Below are 17,794 nucleotides of genomic sequence, written 5' to 3'. Positions count from 1 at the left end.
CAAGAATTAATTGCAATAATGCAGCTCTTTACCCGCCGCCGCTCAAGGACGGGTGATACCGCAATTCATCGTTCAGGTCCGACCATGAAACCTATTGCCCGCACCGCCCAGCCCTCCTCGCTCTTCCGTCGCGCTCCAGCACTGGCCGCACTCCTGTTTGGCCTGACGCTGCTGCCTGCTACCCAGGTATTCGCCGACGAACCCGCCAAAGCCCCCGCTGCGGCGACCGAAGCGGCCCCTGCCGCAGCCGCGCCTCAGGCGCCGCTGCAAGCGGCCCTGCCAGCCGGCAACGACGAGCTGAGCAGCAAGCTGCAAGCGCTTGGCCCGCAGGCCACGCCGGAGCAGATTCGCGAGACGACGCGCCAGACCCTGACTGCACAGGGCGCTCCCGCTGAAAAGATCGAGGAAACCCTGGCAGCTGTCGATCAGGCCCTGAACCCGGGCGATGACCTGGACGCGGCGGCCGAAGACGACGGCATGCTGGCCGGGCACGACCTGTCGCCCTGGGGCATGTACCAGAACGCCGACATCGTGGTGAAGTCGGTGATGATCGGCCTGCTGCTGGCCTCGGTGCTGACCTGGACCGTGTGGCTGGCCAAGAGCTTCGAACTGATCCGCGCCAAACGCCGCCTGCGTCGTGAACTGCCGGTGCTGAAGGCAGCGCGCACCCTCAAGGAAGCCGGCAGCAGCATGAATGGCGAGGCCTGCATCTCCCACCGCCTGGTACAGGATGCGCTGGAGGAAGTGAAACTCTCCGGCAGCGTGCGCGAGACCGACGGCATCAAGGAGCGCGTCAGCTTCCGCCTCGAACGTATGGTCGCCGCCACTGGCCGGCAGATGAGCCTGGGTACCGGCATCCTCGCCACCATCGGCTCGACTGCGCCCTTCGTCGGCCTGTTCGGCACCGTCTGGGGCATCATGAACAGCTTCATCGGCATCGCCAAATCGCAGACCACCAATCTCGCCGTGGTCGCACCGGGTATTGCCGAAGCCCTGCTGGCCACCGCACTGGGCCTGGTCGCGGCAATCCCGGCCGTGATCATCTACAACGCCTTCGCCCGCTCCATCGCCGCCTACAAAGCCCAGGTAGCCGATGCTTCCGCTCAGGTGCTGCTGCTGGTCAGCCGCGACCTCGACCACCTGCCGGCCGAGCGCCAGGCTCCGCACATGGTCAAGGCGGGCTGAGCCATGGGCATCCATCTGCAAGAAAGCGACGACCTGCAGGAAACGCACGAGATCAACGTCACGCCGTTCATCGACGTGATGCTGGTGCTGCTGATCATCTTCATGGTCGCTGCACCGCTGGCCACCGTGGACGTCAAGATCGACCTGCCCGCCTCCACCGCCAAGCCCGTGCCACGCCCGGACAAACCGGTGTACCTGAGCATCAAGGACGATACCAGTCTGTACCTGGACAACCAGCAGATCGACCCGACCCAACTAAAGGCGTCGCTGGATCGCATGACCGGCGGCGACAAGGAAAAGACCGTCTTCGTCCGAGGTGACAAGGGCGTGGAGTACTCCGACCTGATGAGCGTGCTGGATCAACTGCGCGGCGCCGGCTACCTGAAGATTGGCCTGGTCGGCCTGGAAACGGTCGGACAGAAATGAGCCAAACGCGCCGCCTGCCGTTATGGGCCATCTGCCTGCTCGTCGCGCTCGGCCTGCATATCGGCCTCTACCTTCTGGCTTCGCACTGGAAGCCAGAGGTGCCGACGATCACGCTGGAGCCCGCCGCCATGCTCATCGAGCTGGAGCCGATTCCCGAGCCCACGCCTGAGCCGACGCCACCGCAGCCGGTGGTCGAGCCGGAGCCAGAACCGATCCCCGAAGTCGTCGAGGCACCGAAGCCGAAGATCGTCATCGCCAAGCCGAAACCCAAGCCGGTGGTCAAACCTCAGCCGCCCAAGCCTGAGGTCAAGCCGCAGCCCGAAGCGCCCAAGGTCGCCACGCAGGAAAAAGCCCCTGCGCCGGTGAATGCCCCGGTCAGGTCGCAGCAAGTCGAGCAAAACGAGATCGACCGCGAAAAGGCCCTGTGGCTGGCCAAGCTACAGGCCTACCTGAGCAAGCGCCTGCAGTATCCGGAGCGTGAGCGCCGCCTCAATCGTCCGGGCAGCCAGCACGCGCTGGTGGTCAACTTCACCATCGATAGCCAGGGGCGCATCGTCGACAGCGAGATTCAGAGCTCCACCGCTCGTCGCGCCTTCGACCAGGACGTGCAGCGCCAGCTGCGCCGCCACAGCCCGGTACCTGCGCCGCCCGCCAAGGTGTTGAGCGACGGCAGGATCGCGATCAAATTCCCGCTGAACTTCAAGCTGGATCGCTGAACGCCATCGCGCCCGGCATGGGCAGGGTCGCAGACGGGCCGCTTGTTTCGAGCGGCCCGGTTGGTTCCATTGACTACACCCGCTATGCTTGCCGCAGTTCAATGGAAAAAGACTATGACCCTCACCGAACTGCGTTACATCGTCACCCTCGCTCAGGAACAGCATTTCGGCCGCGCGGCCGAGCGCTGCCACGTCAGCCAGCCGACCCTGTCGGTGGGCGTGAAGAAGCTGGAGGACGAGCTCGGCGTACTGATCTTCGAACGCAGCAAGAGCGCCGTGCGCCTGACCCCGGTCGGTGAAGGCATCGTCACCCAGGCACAGAAGGTGCTGGAGCAGGCCCAGGGCATTCGCGAACTGGCTCAGGCCGGCAAGAACCAGCTGGCCGCGCCACTGAAGATCGGCGCGATCTACACCGTCGGCCCTTACCTGTTCCCGCACCTGATTCCGCAACTGCACCGGGTCGCGCCGGACATGCCGCTGTACATCGAAGAGAACTTCACTCACGTGCTGCGCGACAAGCTGCGCACCGGCGAGCTGGACGCCATCATCATCGCCCTGCCCTTCCAGGAAGCCGATGTGCTGACCAAGCCTCTGTACGACGAGCCCTTCTACGCGCTCCTGCCGGCCGGCCATCCCTGGGCGGCGCTGGAGAGCATCGATGCCAAGCTGCTCAACGACAAGAGCCTGCTGCTGCTCGGCGAAGGCCACTGCTTCCGCGATCAGGTGCTGGAAGCCTGCCCGTCGCTGCGCAAGGGCGGCGAGGACAATGCCAAGCACACCACGGTGGAATCCAGCTCGCTGGAAACCATTCGTCACATGGTTGCCTCGGGTCTTGGTGTGTCGATCCTGCCGTTCTCGGCGGTGGACAGCCACCACTACGCACCAGGCGTGATCGAGGTGCGTCCGCTCACTGCGCCGACGCCATTCCGTACCGTGGCCATCGCCTGGCGCGCCAGCTTCCCGCGCCCCAACGCCATCGAGGTGCTGGCCGACTCCATCCGCCTGTGCTCGGTGGCCCGCCCGCAGGCCAAGAGCGCCTGAGGTCAACGTGGGCGAGCTGGCGACAGTCCCGGTCACCGCGCTCAAGGGCGTGGGCGCCGCACTGGCGGAAAAACTCGCCAAGGTCGGCCTGGAAAACCTGCAGGACGTGCTGTTCCACCTGCCGCTGCGCTACCAGGATCGCACCCGCATCACCCCCATCGGCGCGCTGCGGCCGGGGCAGGATGCGGTGGTCGAAGGCATCGTCGCCGGTGCCGACGTGGTCATGGGCCGGCGGCGTAGCCTGCTGGTACGCCTGCAGGACGGCAGCGGCACCCTGAGCCTGCGCTTCTTCCACTTCAGCCAGGCGCAGAAGGACGGCCTCAAGCGCGGCACAGCCTTGCGCTGCTACGGCGAGGTACGCCCCGGCGCCACCGGCCTGGAGATCTACCATCCGGAATACCGCGCGCAGAACGGTGACGAACCCGCGCCGGTCGAGCAGAGCCTGACCCCCATCTACCCCACCACCGAGGGTCTGACCCAGCAACGTCTGCGCCAGCTCAGCCAGCAGACCCTGGCGCGCCTGGGCCCGCACAGCCTGCCGGACTGGCTGCCCGACCAACTGGCCCGCGACTACCGCCTGGCGCCGCTGGATGAAGCCATCCGCTACCTGCACCGACCGCCGCCGGATGCCGATGTCGAAGAACTGGCCGAAGGCCGCCATTGGGCGCAGCACCGCCTGGCCTTCGAGGAACTGCTGACCCATCAGCTTTCCCTGCAACGCCTGCGCGAGCAGGTGCGCCGTCAGCAGGCACCGGCCCTGCCACCGGCGCAGAGGCTGCCGCAGCTCTACCTGCAGAATCTCGGCTTCGCCCCGACCGGTGCGCAGCAGCGCGTCGGCGCCGAGATCGCCTACGATCTCGCGCAGAACGAACCCATGCTGCGCCTGGTGCAGGGTGACGTCGGTGCCGGCAAAACGGTGGTCGCCGCCCTGGCTGCATTGCAGGCGCTGGAGGCCGGCTATCAGGTGGCACTGATGGCGCCGACCGAGATTCTCGCCGAGCAGCACTTCCTCAACTTCAGCAAATGGCTGGCACCACTCGGCCTGGATGTCGCCTGGCTGGCCGGCAAGCTCAAGGGCAAGGCCCGCGCAGCGGCGCTGGAGCAAATCGCGGGCGGCTGCCCCATGGTGGTCGGCACCCATGCGCTGTTCCAGGACGAAGTGAAGTTCAAGCGTCTGGCCCTGGTGATCATCGACGAACAGCACCGCTTCGGCGTGCAGCAGCGCCTGGCCCTGCGCCAGAAGGGCATCGACGGGCGCCTCAGCCCACACCAGTTGATCATGACCGCCACGCCCATCCCTCGCACCCTGGCGATGAGCGCCTACGCCGACCTGGACACCTCGATCCTCGACGAACTACCACCCGGCCGCACACCGGTGAACACCCTGGTGATCGCCGACAGCCGCCGCGATGAAGTGGTCGAGCGGGTGCGCAACGCCTGCCAGCAGGGTCGCCAGGCCTACTGGGTGTGCACCCTGATCGAAGAGTCCGAAGAACTGACCTGCCAGGCTGCCGAAACCAGTTTCGAGGAACTCTCCGCCGCCCTCGGCGAGCTGCGCGTAGGCCTGATCCATGGGCGCATGAAACCGGCCGAGAAGGCCGCGGTGATGGACGAATTCAAGCAGGGCCAGCTGCAGTTGCTGGTGGCGACCACGGTAATCGAAGTGGGCGTCGACGTGCCCAACGCCAGCCTGATGATCATCGAGAACCCCGAACGTCTGGGGCTGGCCCAGCTGCACCAGCTGCGCGGCCGCGTCGGCCGTGGCAGCGCCGCCAGCCACTGCGTTCTGCTCTACCACGCGCCACTGTCGCAACTGGGCCGCGAACGCCTGGCGATCATGCGAGAAACCACTGATGGCTTCGTCATCGCCGAGAAGGATCTGGAACTGCGCGGCCCGGGTGAAATGCTCGGCACCCGGCAGACCGGCCTGCTGCAGTTCAAGGTCGCCGACCTGATGCGCGATGCCGACCTGCTGCCGGCGGTGCGTGATGCTGCGCAGGCACTCATGGAACATTGGCCGCAACATGTGGCCCCACTGTTGGAACGCTGGTTGCGTCACGGCCAGCAATACGGTCAAGTGTGAACAAAATCACAGGACAACCGTCGCCACGAACCAATGCGTAACGACCCACTGGTTATACTCCGGGTCAGATGCGCCAACGCTGGATATCGAAATGACCGAAGCCGCCCTCGCCCCCGACGCCACCCCGCAGCCATCTGCCGTCATTCTGCAGTTGCTGGAGAAACTCAACCTGCCCTACCGCGTCTGCGCAGAGCGCCCCGGCCTGCCTGCCGAAGCGCGCGTCCAGGCCGTGCTGCTGGACGATGCCGTCGGCGCCCTGCTGGTGCTTTACCCACGCAGCCACCTGCTCGACCTGGCGCGCCTGGCCGAACTCACCGGGCGCCAGCTCACCGCCGTCAAGCCAGAGCGCCTGGAGCGCATGCTCGGCAAGCACAACCTCGGTAGCCTGCCCGCACTGCCGCCGCTGACCAGTTCGCCCTGCCTGTACGAGGAACGTCTGCTGCAGGTGCCGCAGTTGCTGATCGACTCCGGCCAGCCCGGCGTACTCCTGGAAATTCCCACGGATGCCTTCAAGTCCCTGCTCAGCAAGGCCAGCGCGGCACGCTTCGGCGAGCCGGTCAGCGCCATCCGCCTGAACCTCGACCGTCCCGACGATGACCGGGCGGAAATCACTCAGGCCGTGCAGGCCTTTACCGCACGCCGCATCCAGCAGCGCCTGGAAGAAACCATCGAGATCCCGCCGCTGCCGGAAACCGCACAGAGGATCATCAAGCTGCGGGTCGATCCCAATGCCACGGTCGATGACATCACCGGCGTGGTCGAGACCGACCCGGCGCTGGCCGCCCAGGTGGTCAGTTGGGCGGCCTCGCCCTACTACGCCGCACCCGGCAAGATTCGCTCGGTGGAAGATGCCATCGTCCGCGTGCTGGGCTTCGACCTGGTGATCAACCTGGCCCTCGGCCTGGCGCTGGGCAAGACCCTGAGCCTGCCCAAGGATCAGCCGCAACACGCCACGCCCTACTGGCAGCAGGCGATCTACACTGCCGCGGTGATCGAGGGCCTGACCCGCGCCATACCGCGCGCACAGCGCCCGGAAGCCGGCCTGACCTACCTCGCCGGGCTGCTGCACAACTTCGGTTATCTGGTGCTGGCGCACGTCTTCCCGCCGCATTTCTCGCTGATCTGCCGGCACCTGGAGGTCAACCCGCACCTGTCCCACAGCCATATCGAGCAGCACCTGCTAGGTATCACCCGCGAACAGATCGGTGCCTGGCTGATGCGCCACTGGGACATGCCCGAGGAGCTGGCCTGCGCGCTGCGCTTCCAGCATGACCCGAGCTATGCCGGTGACAATGCCGCCTTCGCCAACCTGGTGTGCCTGGCCGTCAGCCTGCTGCGCAATCGCGGCATCGGTGCCGGGCCGCAGGGTGAGATTCCCGAGGAGCTGTTCGAGGCATTGGGCCTGAGCCGGGAAAAAGCCGAAGACGCCGTGAACAAGGTGCTCAGCGCCGAAGCCGCCCTGCGCGAACTGGCTGCGCAGTTTCAGCCTACGCATTGAGTAACGGCCCGTCCCTGCTTCGCGCTACAGCCGTCATGCCGGTGATGCGAAGCAGCATGCTGTGGCGGGCTGTTCGCTTCGCTCTCTAGGCCGCCCTACGGCTTGCCTGCCTTCTGACGAATCCGCTCGCGGCGCTCGGCGAACAGCTGCGGCACTACCTCCAGACTGGCGCTGAACAGCAGGCGCACGCTGGGCTGTTCGTAGAGGCTGGCATATTCCGCGAGCTGATCGCTGGGCATCTGCCGATAGGCATAGAGCATGAAGGACTCCACCGCCTGCTTGCTGGAGCGGCGGATGGCTTCGGCTTGCGTCTGGGTCTGTTCCTGCAGCGGCTGTTCGCCCAGGATTTCGCCACGCGCCCTCAGCGCCAGCAGCGCCTGGGTCTTGCCCACCTCGTAACGCAGCAGACTGGCCAGGTCGGTGGTATGGGCAGCCTGGTCGAGCCGTTGCACCAGCTCCAGGCGTGCGCCACGTACCGGCTGCTGCTGCAGCCGCTCGCGGTACTCGGCCAATGCTTCGGGCTGCTCGCCAACCGATCGCTCGGCGGCAGTGAAGCGCTGCGCCAGCTCACCCTGGAGCAAGCGCTGAATTTCCGCTACCTGAGGGTGATCGAGCTGCGGCGCGACACGTTCGGCGAGTTGCTGGCAAAACAACTGCCCTTCGAACAATTCGCCCAGCAGCGCCTGCTGCTTCTGCTCCTGGCCCTGCTGCAGCATCGGCACCGTCTGTTCGCACAGCAACTGGATACCCGCCAGTTCGAACAACGGCGGCAGGGCAGACGGAGCGACGGGCTCGGCACGCGCCAAGGCAGTCGACAGCAGCAGGCAGGGCAACAGATACAGGCGCATGATCGGGCTTTCCGCAGAGACGTGCTGGCAGCCTAATCAATGCGCCGGCTTACAGCCAGTCAGGCGGCCTTTTTCGCCGAATCGCGCTTCTTTTTCGGCATCAGGTACTTGGTCAGGCCCTGGAACCACATGACCAGCGCCGGGTTGCCCTGGATCTGGATGACCTTGTCCTGGATGCCCTGCATGAATGCCAGCTGTTTGTTCGTGGCGGTCATGGTGGCGAAGCCGTAGGCGGCGTCCTTGAAACCGATGGCGAAGGCCGGCGCTTCAGCCGGGCCACGCTTGCTGGTGACACGCTGATTCTTGACGATGTAGTGGCGCGCCAGCTTACCGTCCAGGGTGTGCAACTGAAAGACCAGGTCACGCCCTTCCAGCTGCTGCTGGAACGCCGGATTCTCGCGACTGGCCTTGGCCATCAGCCGGCCCAACATCCACAGAAGGAAACGAAACTTCATGCACAGGCCTCATGATCGAAGAGGATGGGCGCGCATTGTAGTGGTTTTCTCGCAAGACTACAGCCAGCCCAAAGCATGGCCCTGAAACGACACGCCCCGCAAGCGCTCCCTGCGAAACAGAGGGCGATTGCGGGGCGTGCAGCGAACGGCGCTTAGTTGACGGCGTCTTTCAGGGCCTTGCCCGGCTTGAAGGCAACGGTGTTGCTGGCCTTGATCTTGACCGGCTGACCGGTTTGCGGGTTCTTGCCCGTGCGGGCACCGCGATGACGCTGGACGAAAGTGCCGAAGCCCACCAGGGTCACGCTGTCCTTGCGGTTCAGCGCATTGGTGATTTCTTCGAGCACGGCGTTGAGTACACGATTGGCCTGATCCTTGGTCAGATCAGCCTTTTCGGCGATGGCGGCGGCGAGTTCCGGTTTACGCATAGATGCCTCTGTGACGGTTTTTTGTTGTTGTGTCCGTGCTGTTCTTCCAGAACAGCGCCCAAGGCGCCGCAACAGCTCTGCGCTGCGGCAGACCCAGGCAGAATGGCACGCTCGCTGGTACTGCGCCAGTGCCACAGCGCGCTTTGCAGGGAGTTTTTCGTGGCGTTTCCGACAGAACGCCAGGCAATCACGCCAAGAGCGCTGGCAATTCCTTGTTCAGGGCCAGTTTTTCCTGCACTGCCGTGCCGGTCAGGGCGTAGCCAAGCAAGGCGCCATCGGCATCGCGGCACAAGGCCTTGATGTCGGCGCCCGTACCTTCGACCGTCCATTCGCCGTGGCGGCCGAGGGGTGGCGGCGACACCACCAACGGGCAAGCTGGGGTCTTCACCGTCACAGGCATAGGCCCGTAGGCTACCTTGGTCGGCTCACCGGCCAGGGTCTTGGCCAGGGCGCGGGCGCAGCTCATCAGCGGCATGACGTAGAGCAGGTTGAGGCCATCGACCTCGGCGCAGTCGCCGAGGGCAAAGATGTTGGCGTGGGACGTGCGCAGTTGGCGGTCGACCATGACGCCCCGGTTGATATCCAGCCCCGCCGCGGCAGCCAGTGCGGTGCGCGGGCGCAGGCCGACGGCGGACACCACCAGATCGCAGTCGATCAGCGTGCCATCGGACAGGTGCGCCTGCAGCGCTTCGCCCTGGTGCTGCAGGCTGGCCAGGGTCGGGCCGAGGTGAAAACGCGCGCCCAGGCCTTCCAGACCGGCCTGCACTGCAGCCGCAGCAGCCGCTGGCAGCAGCCCCGGCATCACTTGCTCGCACGGCGCCACCACATCGACCTCCAGACCACCCAGGCGCAGGTCGTTGGCGAATTCGCAGCCAATCAGGCCGGCACCGAGAATCAGCACCCGGCGCTTGCCGGCAGCCGCCGCACGGAAGCGGGCGTAATCCTCGAGGTCGTTGATCGGGAAGATCGCGTCCTCGGCATCGCCGGCCACCGGCACGCGGATCGGCTCGGCGCCCCAGGCCAGCACCAGGTCGCGGTAGGGCACGGCCTCTTCGCCGATCCACAGGCGCTTGTGGCCCGGGTCGATGCCGGTGATGCGGGTATGGGTGCGGATTTCCGCCTTGAGCTGCTCGGCCATGGCACCGACCTCGGCCATCACCAGGCCGTCGGCGTCCTTGTTCTTGCCAAAGCCGGTGGACAGCATCGGCTTGGAGTAGGAGCGACCGTCATCGGCGCTGATCAGCAGCAGCGGCGTCTCGCTGTCGAGCTTGCGCCACTCCTTGGCCAGGTTATAGCCGGCCAGGCCGGTGCCGACGATGACGACAGGTGCACTCATACGGTGATTCCTCACTGCGAAAACGACGCGACGGCCTAAAAGCCGTCGCCATTGATCAGTTGTTCATGCCAACTCGCCGTGCTCAGAACCTGTTCAGGATCTCGCGAGCTAGAGCCAGGCAAGGCAAGGCGAAACCAGGCGAAAAAGCGCAGTTTACGAGATGTAAATGAGCATTTTGACTGGGCTCGCACGCGAGGCTGGTTTCAACGCAGCATGGCCGACGCGCAGCAGATTCTGAACAGGTTCTCAGACGATCTCGATCATCTCGAAATCAACCTTGCCCACGCCACAGTCCGGGCAGACCCAGTCGGCGGGCACGTCTTCCCAGGCCGTGCCTGGGGCGATGCCCTCCTCGGGCAGGCCCAGGGCCTCGTCGTAGATGAATCCGCAGACGATGCATTGCCACTTGCGCATGGATCGAACCTCCGGGGAAGCTGGCGGAGACACACCCTACTGGATCGCAGGCCGGCTGGCCAGACGAGCGCCGGCCAGCCAGTCGGAGGTTGGGCATCAGCCGGCGAGCATGCGCCCGGTTTCTTCCAGGTTGATGTGCCATTGCAGCGCTTCGCGCAGGATGTGCGGCGTGTGGCCGCCACGCTGGCAGGCACGCTCGAAGTAGTCGTTCAGCGCGGCGCGGAAATCCGGGTGCACGCAGTTGTCGATGATCACCCGCGCCCGCTCGCGCGGCGCCAGGCCACGCAGGTCGGCCAGGCCCTGCTCGGTGACGAGGATGTCGACGTCATGCTCGCTGTGGTCGACGTGGCTGACCATAGGCACCACGCTGGAAATCGCCCCGCCCTTGGCCATGGACTTGGTGACGAAGATCGCCAGGTGGGCGTTGCGGGCGAAATCGCCGCTGCCGCCGATGCCGTTCATCATCCTGGTGCCACCCACGTGGGTGGAGTTGACGTTGCCGTACAGGTCGAACTCCAGCGCCGTGTTGATGCCGATAATGCCCAGGCGCCGCACCACCTCGGGGTGGTTGGAAATTTCCTGTGGGCGCAGCACCAGCCGATCCTTGTAGCGTTCCAGATTGCCGAACACATCCGCATTGCGCCGCGCCGAGAGGGTGATCGAACTGCCCGAGGCGAAGGCCAGCTTGCCGGCGTCGAACAGGTCGAAGGTGGAGTCCTGCAGCACCTCGGAGTACATGCTCAGGCCCTCGAACGGCGAGTCGATCAGGCCGCACATCACCGCGTTGGCGATGGAGCCGATACCGGCCTGCAGCGGGCCGAGGCTGTTGCTCATGCGCCCGGCGTCCACTTCGCGTTTGAAGAAGGCGATCAGGTGGTCGGCGATGGCCTGGGTTTCGGCGTCCGGCGGCAGCACGGTGGAGGGTGAGTCCGGCTGCTCGCTGATGACGATGGCGACGATCTTCTCCGCCGGAATCGGGATCGCCGTGGCGCCGATGCGGTCGTCCACGCGGGTCAGCGGGATCGGCGTGCGCGTCGGCCGGTAAGTGGGGATGTAGATGTCGTGCAGACCTTCGAGGTTGGGGTTGTGCGCCAGGTTGATCTCGACGATCACCCGCTCGGCGAAGATGGCGAAGCTGGCCGAGTTGCCCACCGAGGTGGTCGGCACGATATGCCCCTGTTCGGTGATGGCCACCGCCTCGATCACCGCGATATCGGGCTTCTTCAACTGGTGGTTGCGCAGTTGCTCGACGGTTTCCGACAGGTGCTGGTCGATGAACATCACGCGGCCGTCGTTGATCGCCTTGCGCAGCGTGGCGTCGACCTGAAACGGCATGCGCCGGGCCAGCACGCCGGCTTCGGTGAGCTGCTTGTCGAGGTCGTTGCCCAGGCTCGCACCGGTCATCAGGCTGATGCTCAGCGGCTGCTGACGCGCGCGTTCGGCCAGCGCCAGCGGCACCGCCTTAGCCTCGCCGGCGCGGGTGAAGCCGCTCATGCCGACGGTCATGCCGTCCTCGATCAATGCGGCCGCGTCGGCCGCCGTCATCACCTTGTCCAGCAGCGCAGGCAGCCGCACGCGATCAGAATGCATCGGGAAAACCTCGAAAGGCAGGGTCACGGAGGAGCGGCAGTCTAGGCCTGCGCGGACGCTTCGCATGCTCGACCAAGGTCGCATTGATGGCTCTAGGGCGGGCCTTTCGTCGGATTTTTCGCCGCCCGCACCAAAGCCAAGCACCTGCATGACTTTGGTGCGCGGCAAGAGAGCAGCGCGCCGGTACTCTCCCCAATCCATGCGTTTGAGCGCGACTGGCACCGGACTTGCTGCCCGAAGTCATTCGGCTCGGACATCTGATGGCCCCTCGGGCCTCGTCGATGAACAGATGCCAGGCCGCCACTGACGGCGCCTGGATGGGAGATTGGGATGCGACCGGAAGTCGTTCTGCTACTGGGCGCCAGTTTCTGGGGCCTGGGCTGGATACCCCTGGAACACCTGGCTGCACAGGGCCTGTCCGGCATGCCCGTGGTGGTCTACACCTACAGCCTGCTGTGCCTGCTCGCCGTACCGGTGTTGCTGATCCAGCGGCACGCTTGGTGGCCACAGCGCCGCGCCCTGGCCGTAGTCTGCCTGTGTGGCGGCTGGGCTACCGCGGGGCTGGTCGGTGCGTTGTCCGAAGGCGATGTGGTGCGCGCCATGCTGCTGTTCTACCTGGCGCCGGTCTGGAGCCTGCTGGGCAGCCGTTTGCTGCTCGGCGAACAGCTCAATGCCAGCCGCATCGGTGCCGTGCTGCTGGCCATGCTCGGTATCGCCCTGACTCTGGGCATCAATGCCGATACCTTCCGCCCACTGCAAGGCAGCGACTGGCTGGCACTGTCGGCGGGCATCGCTTTCGCCGCCAACAACCTGGCCACCCGCGCCGCCGAGCAGGTGCCACTAGCCAGCAAGGCGCTCGCCGCCTTCATCGGGGCAGCAATTACCGGCGGGCTGTTCTGTCTGCAGCAGGAGATCGCCTTGCCTGCGGTGGCGCCGGAGCAATGGCTGCAACTGGGCCTGTTCGGGTTGTTCTGGCTCACCGCCATGAGCGCCGCGCAGTATGGCTTCAGCCACGTCGACGCCAGCCGCGCAGCCGTGCTGGTGCTGATTGAGCTGGTGGTCGCGGTGCTCACAGCTGCTGCCTTCGGTGATCGTCAGCTAGGCCCCGGGGAGTGGTTCGGCGGCGCTCTGGTACTGACCGCAGCGCTGCTCGCCGAGCGGCCGTCGCGCCCTCGCTCGGCGTTGGCCTGAAGCAACAGATTGGCGAGGCCTCAGTCGAGCTTGAGCACCTTGGCCAGCACCACCTTCGGCCCCTTCATCTTCTTGACGATAATGCGCAGGCCGTCGGTCTCCAGCACCTCTTCTTCCTCGGGCATGCGCTTGAGGCTGTCGTAGATCAGCCCGGCGAGGGTTTCGGCCTCGATGTGGTCGAGGTCGACGCCGAGCAGGCGCTCGATCTTCGCCAGCGGCGTGTCGCCGCGCACCAGCAGCTTGCCCGGCTGGTAGGCGAGGATGCCGCGCTCGGCCTTGCGGTGTTCGTCCTGGATGTCGCCGACCAGGGCTTCGAGCACATCTTCCATGGTCAGGTAGCCGATCACCTTGCCGTCGGCCTCCTCGACCAGGGCGAAGTGCGCACCGCCCTGGCGGAAGCGTTCGAGCAACTGCGACAACGGCAGATGGCGGCTGACCCGCTCCAGCGGGTGCATCAGCTCACCGAGCTTGAGCGCCGAGGGCAGCATCTCCAGCAACGACAGGTGCAGCAGCAGATCCTTGATGTGCAGCACGCCGACGAACTCACCCTTGCTCTCGTCGAAGATCGGATAGCGGCTGTACTTGTGCCGGCGGAAGGTGGTGAACACCTGATCCAGGCTGGCGTGGAGTTCGAGGAAGATCAGGTCTTCGCGCGAGTTGGCCCAGTCCACCACCTCCAGCTCGCCCAGCTCCACGGCTGAGGCCAGCACGCGCAGATCCTGATCGTTGTCGCTACTGGCGCGGCTGGAATGGAGGATCAGCTTCAGCTCGTCGCGGCTGTAGTGGTGCTCGTGGTGCGGCCCCGGCTCGCCCTGCCCGGCGATACGCAGGATGGCGTTGGCGCTGGCGTTGAGCACGAAGATCGCCGGGTACATCAGCCAGTAGAAGGCGTACAGCGGCGCCGCCGTCCACAGCGAAAGCACCTCCGGCTTGCGGATCGCCCAGGACTTGGGCGCCAGCTCACCGATGACGATGTGCAGGTAGGAAATGATCGAGAACGCGGCGAAGAAGGCGATGCCGTGTACCAGTTGCGGCGACTCGACACCCAGCGCGCCGAGCAGCGGCGTGAGCAGCTCGGCGAAGGCCGGCTCGCCGACCCAGCCCAGCCCCAGCGAAGCCAGGGTGATGCCGAGTTGGCAGGCCGAGAGGTAGGCGTCCATCTGGTTGTGCACGGTACGCAGGATGCGCCCGCGCCAGCCATGGGCTTCGGCCAGGCTGTCGACCTTGGTGGCGCGCAGACGGACGATGGCGAACTCGGCGGCAACGAAGAAGCCGTTGAGCAGAACCAGGAACAGGGCGAACAGCATGAGGCCGAAATCGGCCAGATAGGTGGAAGCGGAAAGGCTCGTGGAGGGATCCATGGAGGTCAGGGTTGGCCAATGATCGCCTTAGGTTGGGGGCAGCGCGCAGCGATTGCAAGCCATCAACGGGCGCGCCGCACCACCTGGGCTGGAGCGAAGTGGCAGGTGAAGGTGCTGCCACGCCCCACCACGCTGCTGATATCGAGCCGGGCACGATGACGCAGCAGCACGTGCTTGACGATCGCCAGGCCAAGGCCGGTGCCGCCAGTGGCACTGGCGCGGCTGGAATCGACCCGGTAGAAACGCTCGGTCAGGCGTGGCAGGTGCTTGGCCTCGATGCCCACACCGCTGTCCTGCACCGACAGGTGTGCACCCTGCTCGTCTTCCCACCAGCGGATGCGAATCTCCCCGCCGGCCGGGGTGTACTTGACCGCGTTGAACACCAGGTTGGAGAAGGCACTGCGCAGCTCCGCCTCGCTGCCCTTGAGCTTGAGGTGCGCATCGGCCTCCAGGCTGATGCGATGATGCTGCTCGCCGGACAGGGCCTGCGCGTCGTTCTTGATCGACAGCAGCATCAGGTCGACGGCCACCGGCTGGTTGTCCGAGGGGTAGTCGGTGGCCTCCAGCTTGGCCAGCAGCAGCAGATCGTTGAGCAGGGTCTGCATGCGCGCACCTTGCTGCTGCATCTGCTGCAGGGCACGCAGCCAGCGCGGATTGAGCGTCTCGACGTTGTCCAGCAGGGTTTCCAGGTAGCCGGCGATCACCGTCAGCGGCGTGCGCAGCTCGTGGGAAACGTTGGCGACGAAGTCCTTGCGCATCTGTTCCAGCTGATACAGCCGGGTGACATCGCGCACCAGCAGCAGGTGCTCGCGGTTGCCGTATTGAGTGATATGGATCTGCAGACGACGGCGGTCGTTGACCGGCGACGGAATCTCCAGCGCATCGGCGTAGTTGCCACGCTCGAAGTAGTCCTTGAAGCGCGGGTCACGCAGCAGGTTGGCCAGCGGCTGACCGCTGTCCTGCGGGGTCTTCAGGCCCAGCAGGGTTTCCGCAGCCAGGTTCCACCACTCCAGATTGCCCTGGCTGTCGAGCATGACCACGGCGTCCTTGAGCGCGGCAGTGGACTCCTGCACGCGGTCGATCACCGCCTGCAAACGCCCACGCGCCTTCTGGTTGCGCCGTTGCAGGTGGTAGATGCTGTCGAAGACTTCGCCCCACAGGCCGTAGCCATCCGGCGGCGGCTCGTCCGGACGGTGCTCACGCAGCCATTTGTGCAGACGCAGCAGTTGGCTCAGTGTCCAAGCGAGGTGGATTCCCAGACCGATGGCCAGCACCCAGGCGTATTGACCGGTGAGGAAGCCGAGCAGCAGGCAGGCGCCGATCAGCAGCAGCAGGCGGCGCACCACGGCACCACGCCAGTTTTGGTTCACGATGCGGCGCTTCCTTGTCGTACGGCAGGCATGAGAAATACGGCCGGGAGGTCAACCCTTGGTGGAGAAACGATAGCCGGTGCCACGCACGGTTTGCACCAGGTTTTCGTAGGCCTCACCGAGTGCCTTGCGCAGGCGGCGGATGTGCACGTCGACGGTGCGCTCCTCGACGTAGACGTTGCCGCCCCAGACCTGATCGAGCAACTGGCCACGGGTGTAGGCACGCTCTTGATGGGTCATGAAGAATTGCAGCAGGCGGTATTCGGTCGGCCCCATCTCGGCGGGCTTGCCGTCGATGGTGACGCGATGGCTGATGGGGTCGAGCAGCAGGCCACCGACTTCGATCGGCGCCTCGCTGTCGCTGGGGCCGGCGCGGCGCAACACGGCCTTGAGACGGGCGACCAGCTCACGTGGCGAGAACGGCTTGGTGATGTAGTCGTCGGCGCCGACTTCCAGGCCCTGGATCTTGTTGTCCTCTTCGCCCTTGGCGGTGAGCATGATGATCGGGATGTCGCCGGTCAGCTCGTCACGCTTGAGCCGGCGCGCCAGCTCGATGCCGCTGGTGCCGGGCAGCATCCAGTCGAGCAGGATCAGATCGGGCTTGCGGTCGACGATGACGGCATGGGCCTGCTGGGCATTCTCCGCCTCCAGGCACTCGTATCCGGCCATCTCCAGGGCCACCGCGATCATCTCGCGGATCGGTGCTTCGTCATCGACGATCAGGATGTTCTTGCCAACCATGGGGCCTTAGCCTCTATACGTTCATCTGTCTGCGCCGCATTAGATAACGAAATTATTGCAGCGATGTGACAGAGCGACGGCGCCTCCAAGCCTCGGGCCGCTCAGCGCAGGGCGTAGTCCAGCACGATACCGATGAAGATCGACAGGCCCGCCCAGTGGTTGTGCAGAAACGCCTGGAAGCACACCAGCGGCTCGCGCTGGCGGGTCTTGATGAACTCCCAGACGAAGCAGCCAACGGCGCCGAGCAGGCCAAGCTGGAACCACAGGCCGAGCTCGAAACGCGCACCGGCCAGCAGCAGGCAGAGCAGCGTCAGGCCCTGCAGGGTGGCGATGATCAGGCGGTCGGCGTCGCCGAACAGGATGGCGGTGGATTTCACCCCGATCTTCAGGTCGTCCTCGCGGTCGGCCATGGCGTAGTAGGTGTCGTAGGCCACCGTCCACAGCAGGTTGGCGATGTACAGCAGCCAGGCCTCGGGCGGTGGCAGCTCGCCGGTGACGGCACTGAAGGCCATCGGCATGCCCCAGGAAAAGGCCGCACCGAGCACCACCTGCGGGTAGAAGGTGTAGCGCTTCATGAAGGGGTAGCAGGCGGCCAGGGCCAGGCCGCCGAACGACAGCCAGATGGTAGTGGTATTGGTGAACAGCACCAGCACGAAGCTCAGCGCCACCAGCACGGCGAACAGCACCAGCGCCTCGCGCGGTTTGATCTTGCCGCTGGCCAGCGGACGAGCCTTGGTGCGGCTGACATGGCCGTCGAAATTGCGGTCGGCGTAGTCGTTGATCACGCAGCCGGCGGCGCGCATGAGGATCACCCCGGCGACGAAGATGAACAGGTTCTTCGCGCTCGGCATCCCTTCTGCCGCCACCCACAACGCCCACAGCGTCGGCCACAGCAGCAGGTAGATGCCGATGGGCTTTTCCAGGCGCATCAGCTGGATGAAGTCCCAGGCGCGCGGGTGCAGGCGGGTGGTCGATTGCAGCAGGCGGGTGTACATCGCGGCGTCTCCGTGCAGGTTGCGCGGATTATACGGGGCTTGCCGGCGTAGGGTGGATGGCGCTTTATCCATCCACCATTACAGCAAGCGCTTCAACGCGGAGAACGTACTCGGCTTTG

17 protein-coding genes are annotated in these 17,794 nt (G+C 65.5%); 7 read left to right on the top strand and 10 right to left on the bottom strand.

The annotated features are described in order from the left end of the window. Positions 1–84 precede the first annotated feature (84 nt). From exbB to VC352_RS22630, 6 genes are all read left to right on the top strand, one after another. Positions 85–1,185 (top strand): tonB-system energizer ExbB, encoded by a 1,101-nt coding sequence (exbB, locus tag VC352_RS22655; protein ID WP_322981762.1) that lies wholly within the window; start codon positions 85–87, stop codon positions 1,183–1,185. Positions 1,186–1,188: 3 nt separating this feature from the next. Continuing rightward, the gene (gene exbD / locus VC352_RS22650; RefSeq protein ID WP_322981761.1) at positions 1,189–1,611 is read left to right on the top strand and encodes a TonB system transport protein ExbD; all 423 of its coding nucleotides are present in this window, start codon (positions 1,189–1,191) and stop codon (positions 1,609–1,611) included. Then, positions 1,608–2,327, top strand: coding sequence for a TonB family protein (locus VC352_RS22645; RefSeq protein ID WP_322981760.1), 720 nt, complete (start codon positions 1,608–1,610; stop codon positions 2,325–2,327). Before exbD ends, VC352_RS22645 begins: the two co-directional genes overlap by 4 nt. Positions 2,328–2,441: 114 nt before the next feature. Beyond that, complete coding sequence (locus tag VC352_RS22640) at positions 2,442–3,368, top strand: hydrogen peroxide-inducible genes activator (RefSeq protein WP_074918722.1); 927 nt, start codon at positions 2,442–2,444, stop codon at positions 3,366–3,368. 7 nt (positions 3,369–3,375) lie between these two features. Further along, the gene (gene recG, locus VC352_RS22635; RefSeq protein ID WP_322981759.1) at positions 3,376–5,451 is read left to right on the top strand and encodes an ATP-dependent DNA helicase RecG; all 2,076 of its coding nucleotides are present in this window, start codon (positions 3,376–3,378) and stop codon (positions 5,449–5,451) included. Positions 5,452–5,542: 91 nt separating this feature from the next. After that, entirely contained in the window at positions 5,543–6,949 is a 1,407-nt protein-coding gene (locus VC352_RS22630) for an aminoacyl-tRNA deacylase and HDOD domain-containing protein (RefSeq protein ID WP_322981758.1), read from the top strand. A 95-nt stretch (positions 6,950–7,044) separates the two neighbouring features. Here VC352_RS22630 and VC352_RS22625 read toward each other — a convergent pair whose 3' ends face one another. The 6 genes from VC352_RS22625 to VC352_RS22600 form a co-directional block, all read right to left on the bottom strand. Beyond that, positions 7,045–7,797 (bottom strand): hypothetical protein, encoded by a 753-nt coding sequence (locus tag VC352_RS22625; protein ID WP_322981757.1) that lies wholly within the window; start codon positions 7,795–7,797, stop codon positions 7,045–7,047. A gap of 59 nt (positions 7,798–7,856) precedes the next feature. Next, a complete protein-coding gene (locus tag VC352_RS22620; protein WP_322981756.1) occupies positions 7,857–8,252 on the bottom strand; it encodes a helicase in 396 nt (131 codons plus the stop codon). Between the two features lie 152 nt (positions 8,253–8,404). Beyond that, positions 8,405–8,677, bottom strand: a complete 273-nt coding sequence (locus tag VC352_RS22615) for an HU family DNA-binding protein (protein ID WP_322981755.1) — start codon at positions 8,675–8,677, stop codon at positions 8,405–8,407. 187 nt (positions 8,678–8,864) lie between these two features. Continuing rightward, positions 8,865–10,013, bottom strand: a complete 1,149-nt coding sequence (locus tag VC352_RS22610; protein WP_322981754.1) for an NAD(P)/FAD-dependent oxidoreductase — start codon at positions 10,011–10,013, stop codon at positions 8,865–8,867. 246 nt (positions 10,014–10,259) lie between these two features. Next, positions 10,260–10,427, bottom strand: coding sequence for a rubredoxin (locus VC352_RS22605; RefSeq protein ID WP_268179792.1), 168 nt, complete (start codon positions 10,425–10,427; stop codon positions 10,260–10,262). A gap of 96 nt (positions 10,428–10,523) precedes the next feature. Continuing rightward, a complete protein-coding gene (locus VC352_RS22600) occupies positions 10,524–12,017 on the bottom strand; it encodes an acetyl-CoA hydrolase/transferase family protein (RefSeq protein ID WP_322981752.1) in 1,494 nt (497 codons plus the stop codon). A 330-nt stretch (positions 12,018–12,347) separates the two neighbouring features. On the opposite strand from VC352_RS22600, the gene VC352_RS22595 reads away from it, so the two are divergent. Continuing rightward, entirely contained in the window at positions 12,348–13,208 is an 861-nt protein-coding gene (locus VC352_RS22595) for a DMT family transporter (RefSeq protein ID WP_322981751.1), read from the top strand. 20 nt (positions 13,209–13,228) lie between these two features. On the opposite strand, the gene VC352_RS22590 is transcribed toward VC352_RS22595, so the two are convergent. The 4 genes from VC352_RS22590 to ubiA all read right to left on the bottom strand — a co-directional run bounded on the left by VC352_RS22590 (position 13,229) and on the right by ubiA (position 17,675). Next, complete coding sequence (locus VC352_RS22590) at positions 13,229–14,569, bottom strand: hemolysin family protein (protein WP_322981750.1); 1,341 nt, start codon at positions 14,567–14,569, stop codon at positions 13,229–13,231. Between the two features lie 62 nt (positions 14,570–14,631). After that, positions 14,632–15,942 (bottom strand): phosphate regulon sensor histidine kinase PhoR, encoded by a 1,311-nt coding sequence (gene phoR / locus VC352_RS22585; protein WP_416340228.1) that lies wholly within the window; start codon positions 15,940–15,942, stop codon positions 14,632–14,634. 48 nt (positions 15,943–15,990) lie between these two features. Further along, positions 15,991–16,680 (bottom strand): phosphate regulon transcriptional regulator PhoB, encoded by a 690-nt coding sequence (phoB, locus tag VC352_RS22580; RefSeq protein WP_322981749.1) that lies wholly within the window; start codon positions 16,678–16,680, stop codon positions 15,991–15,993. Between the two features lie 101 nt (positions 16,681–16,781). Next, positions 16,782–17,675: a 4-hydroxybenzoate octaprenyltransferase gene (gene ubiA, locus VC352_RS22575; RefSeq protein WP_322981748.1), complete on the bottom strand. Its 894-nt coding sequence runs from the start codon at positions 17,673–17,675 to the stop codon at positions 16,782–16,784. Positions 17,676–17,794: the final 119 nt, after the last annotated feature.

The sequence above is a fragment of the Pseudomonas sp. C11 genome (assembly GCF_034683865.1).
Lineage (GTDB): Bacteria > Pseudomonadota > Gammaproteobacteria > Pseudomonadales > Pseudomonadaceae > Aquipseudomonas.
Note: the sequence above shows the minus strand (reverse complement) of the source record. Positions and strands in the feature narration are given on the sequence as shown.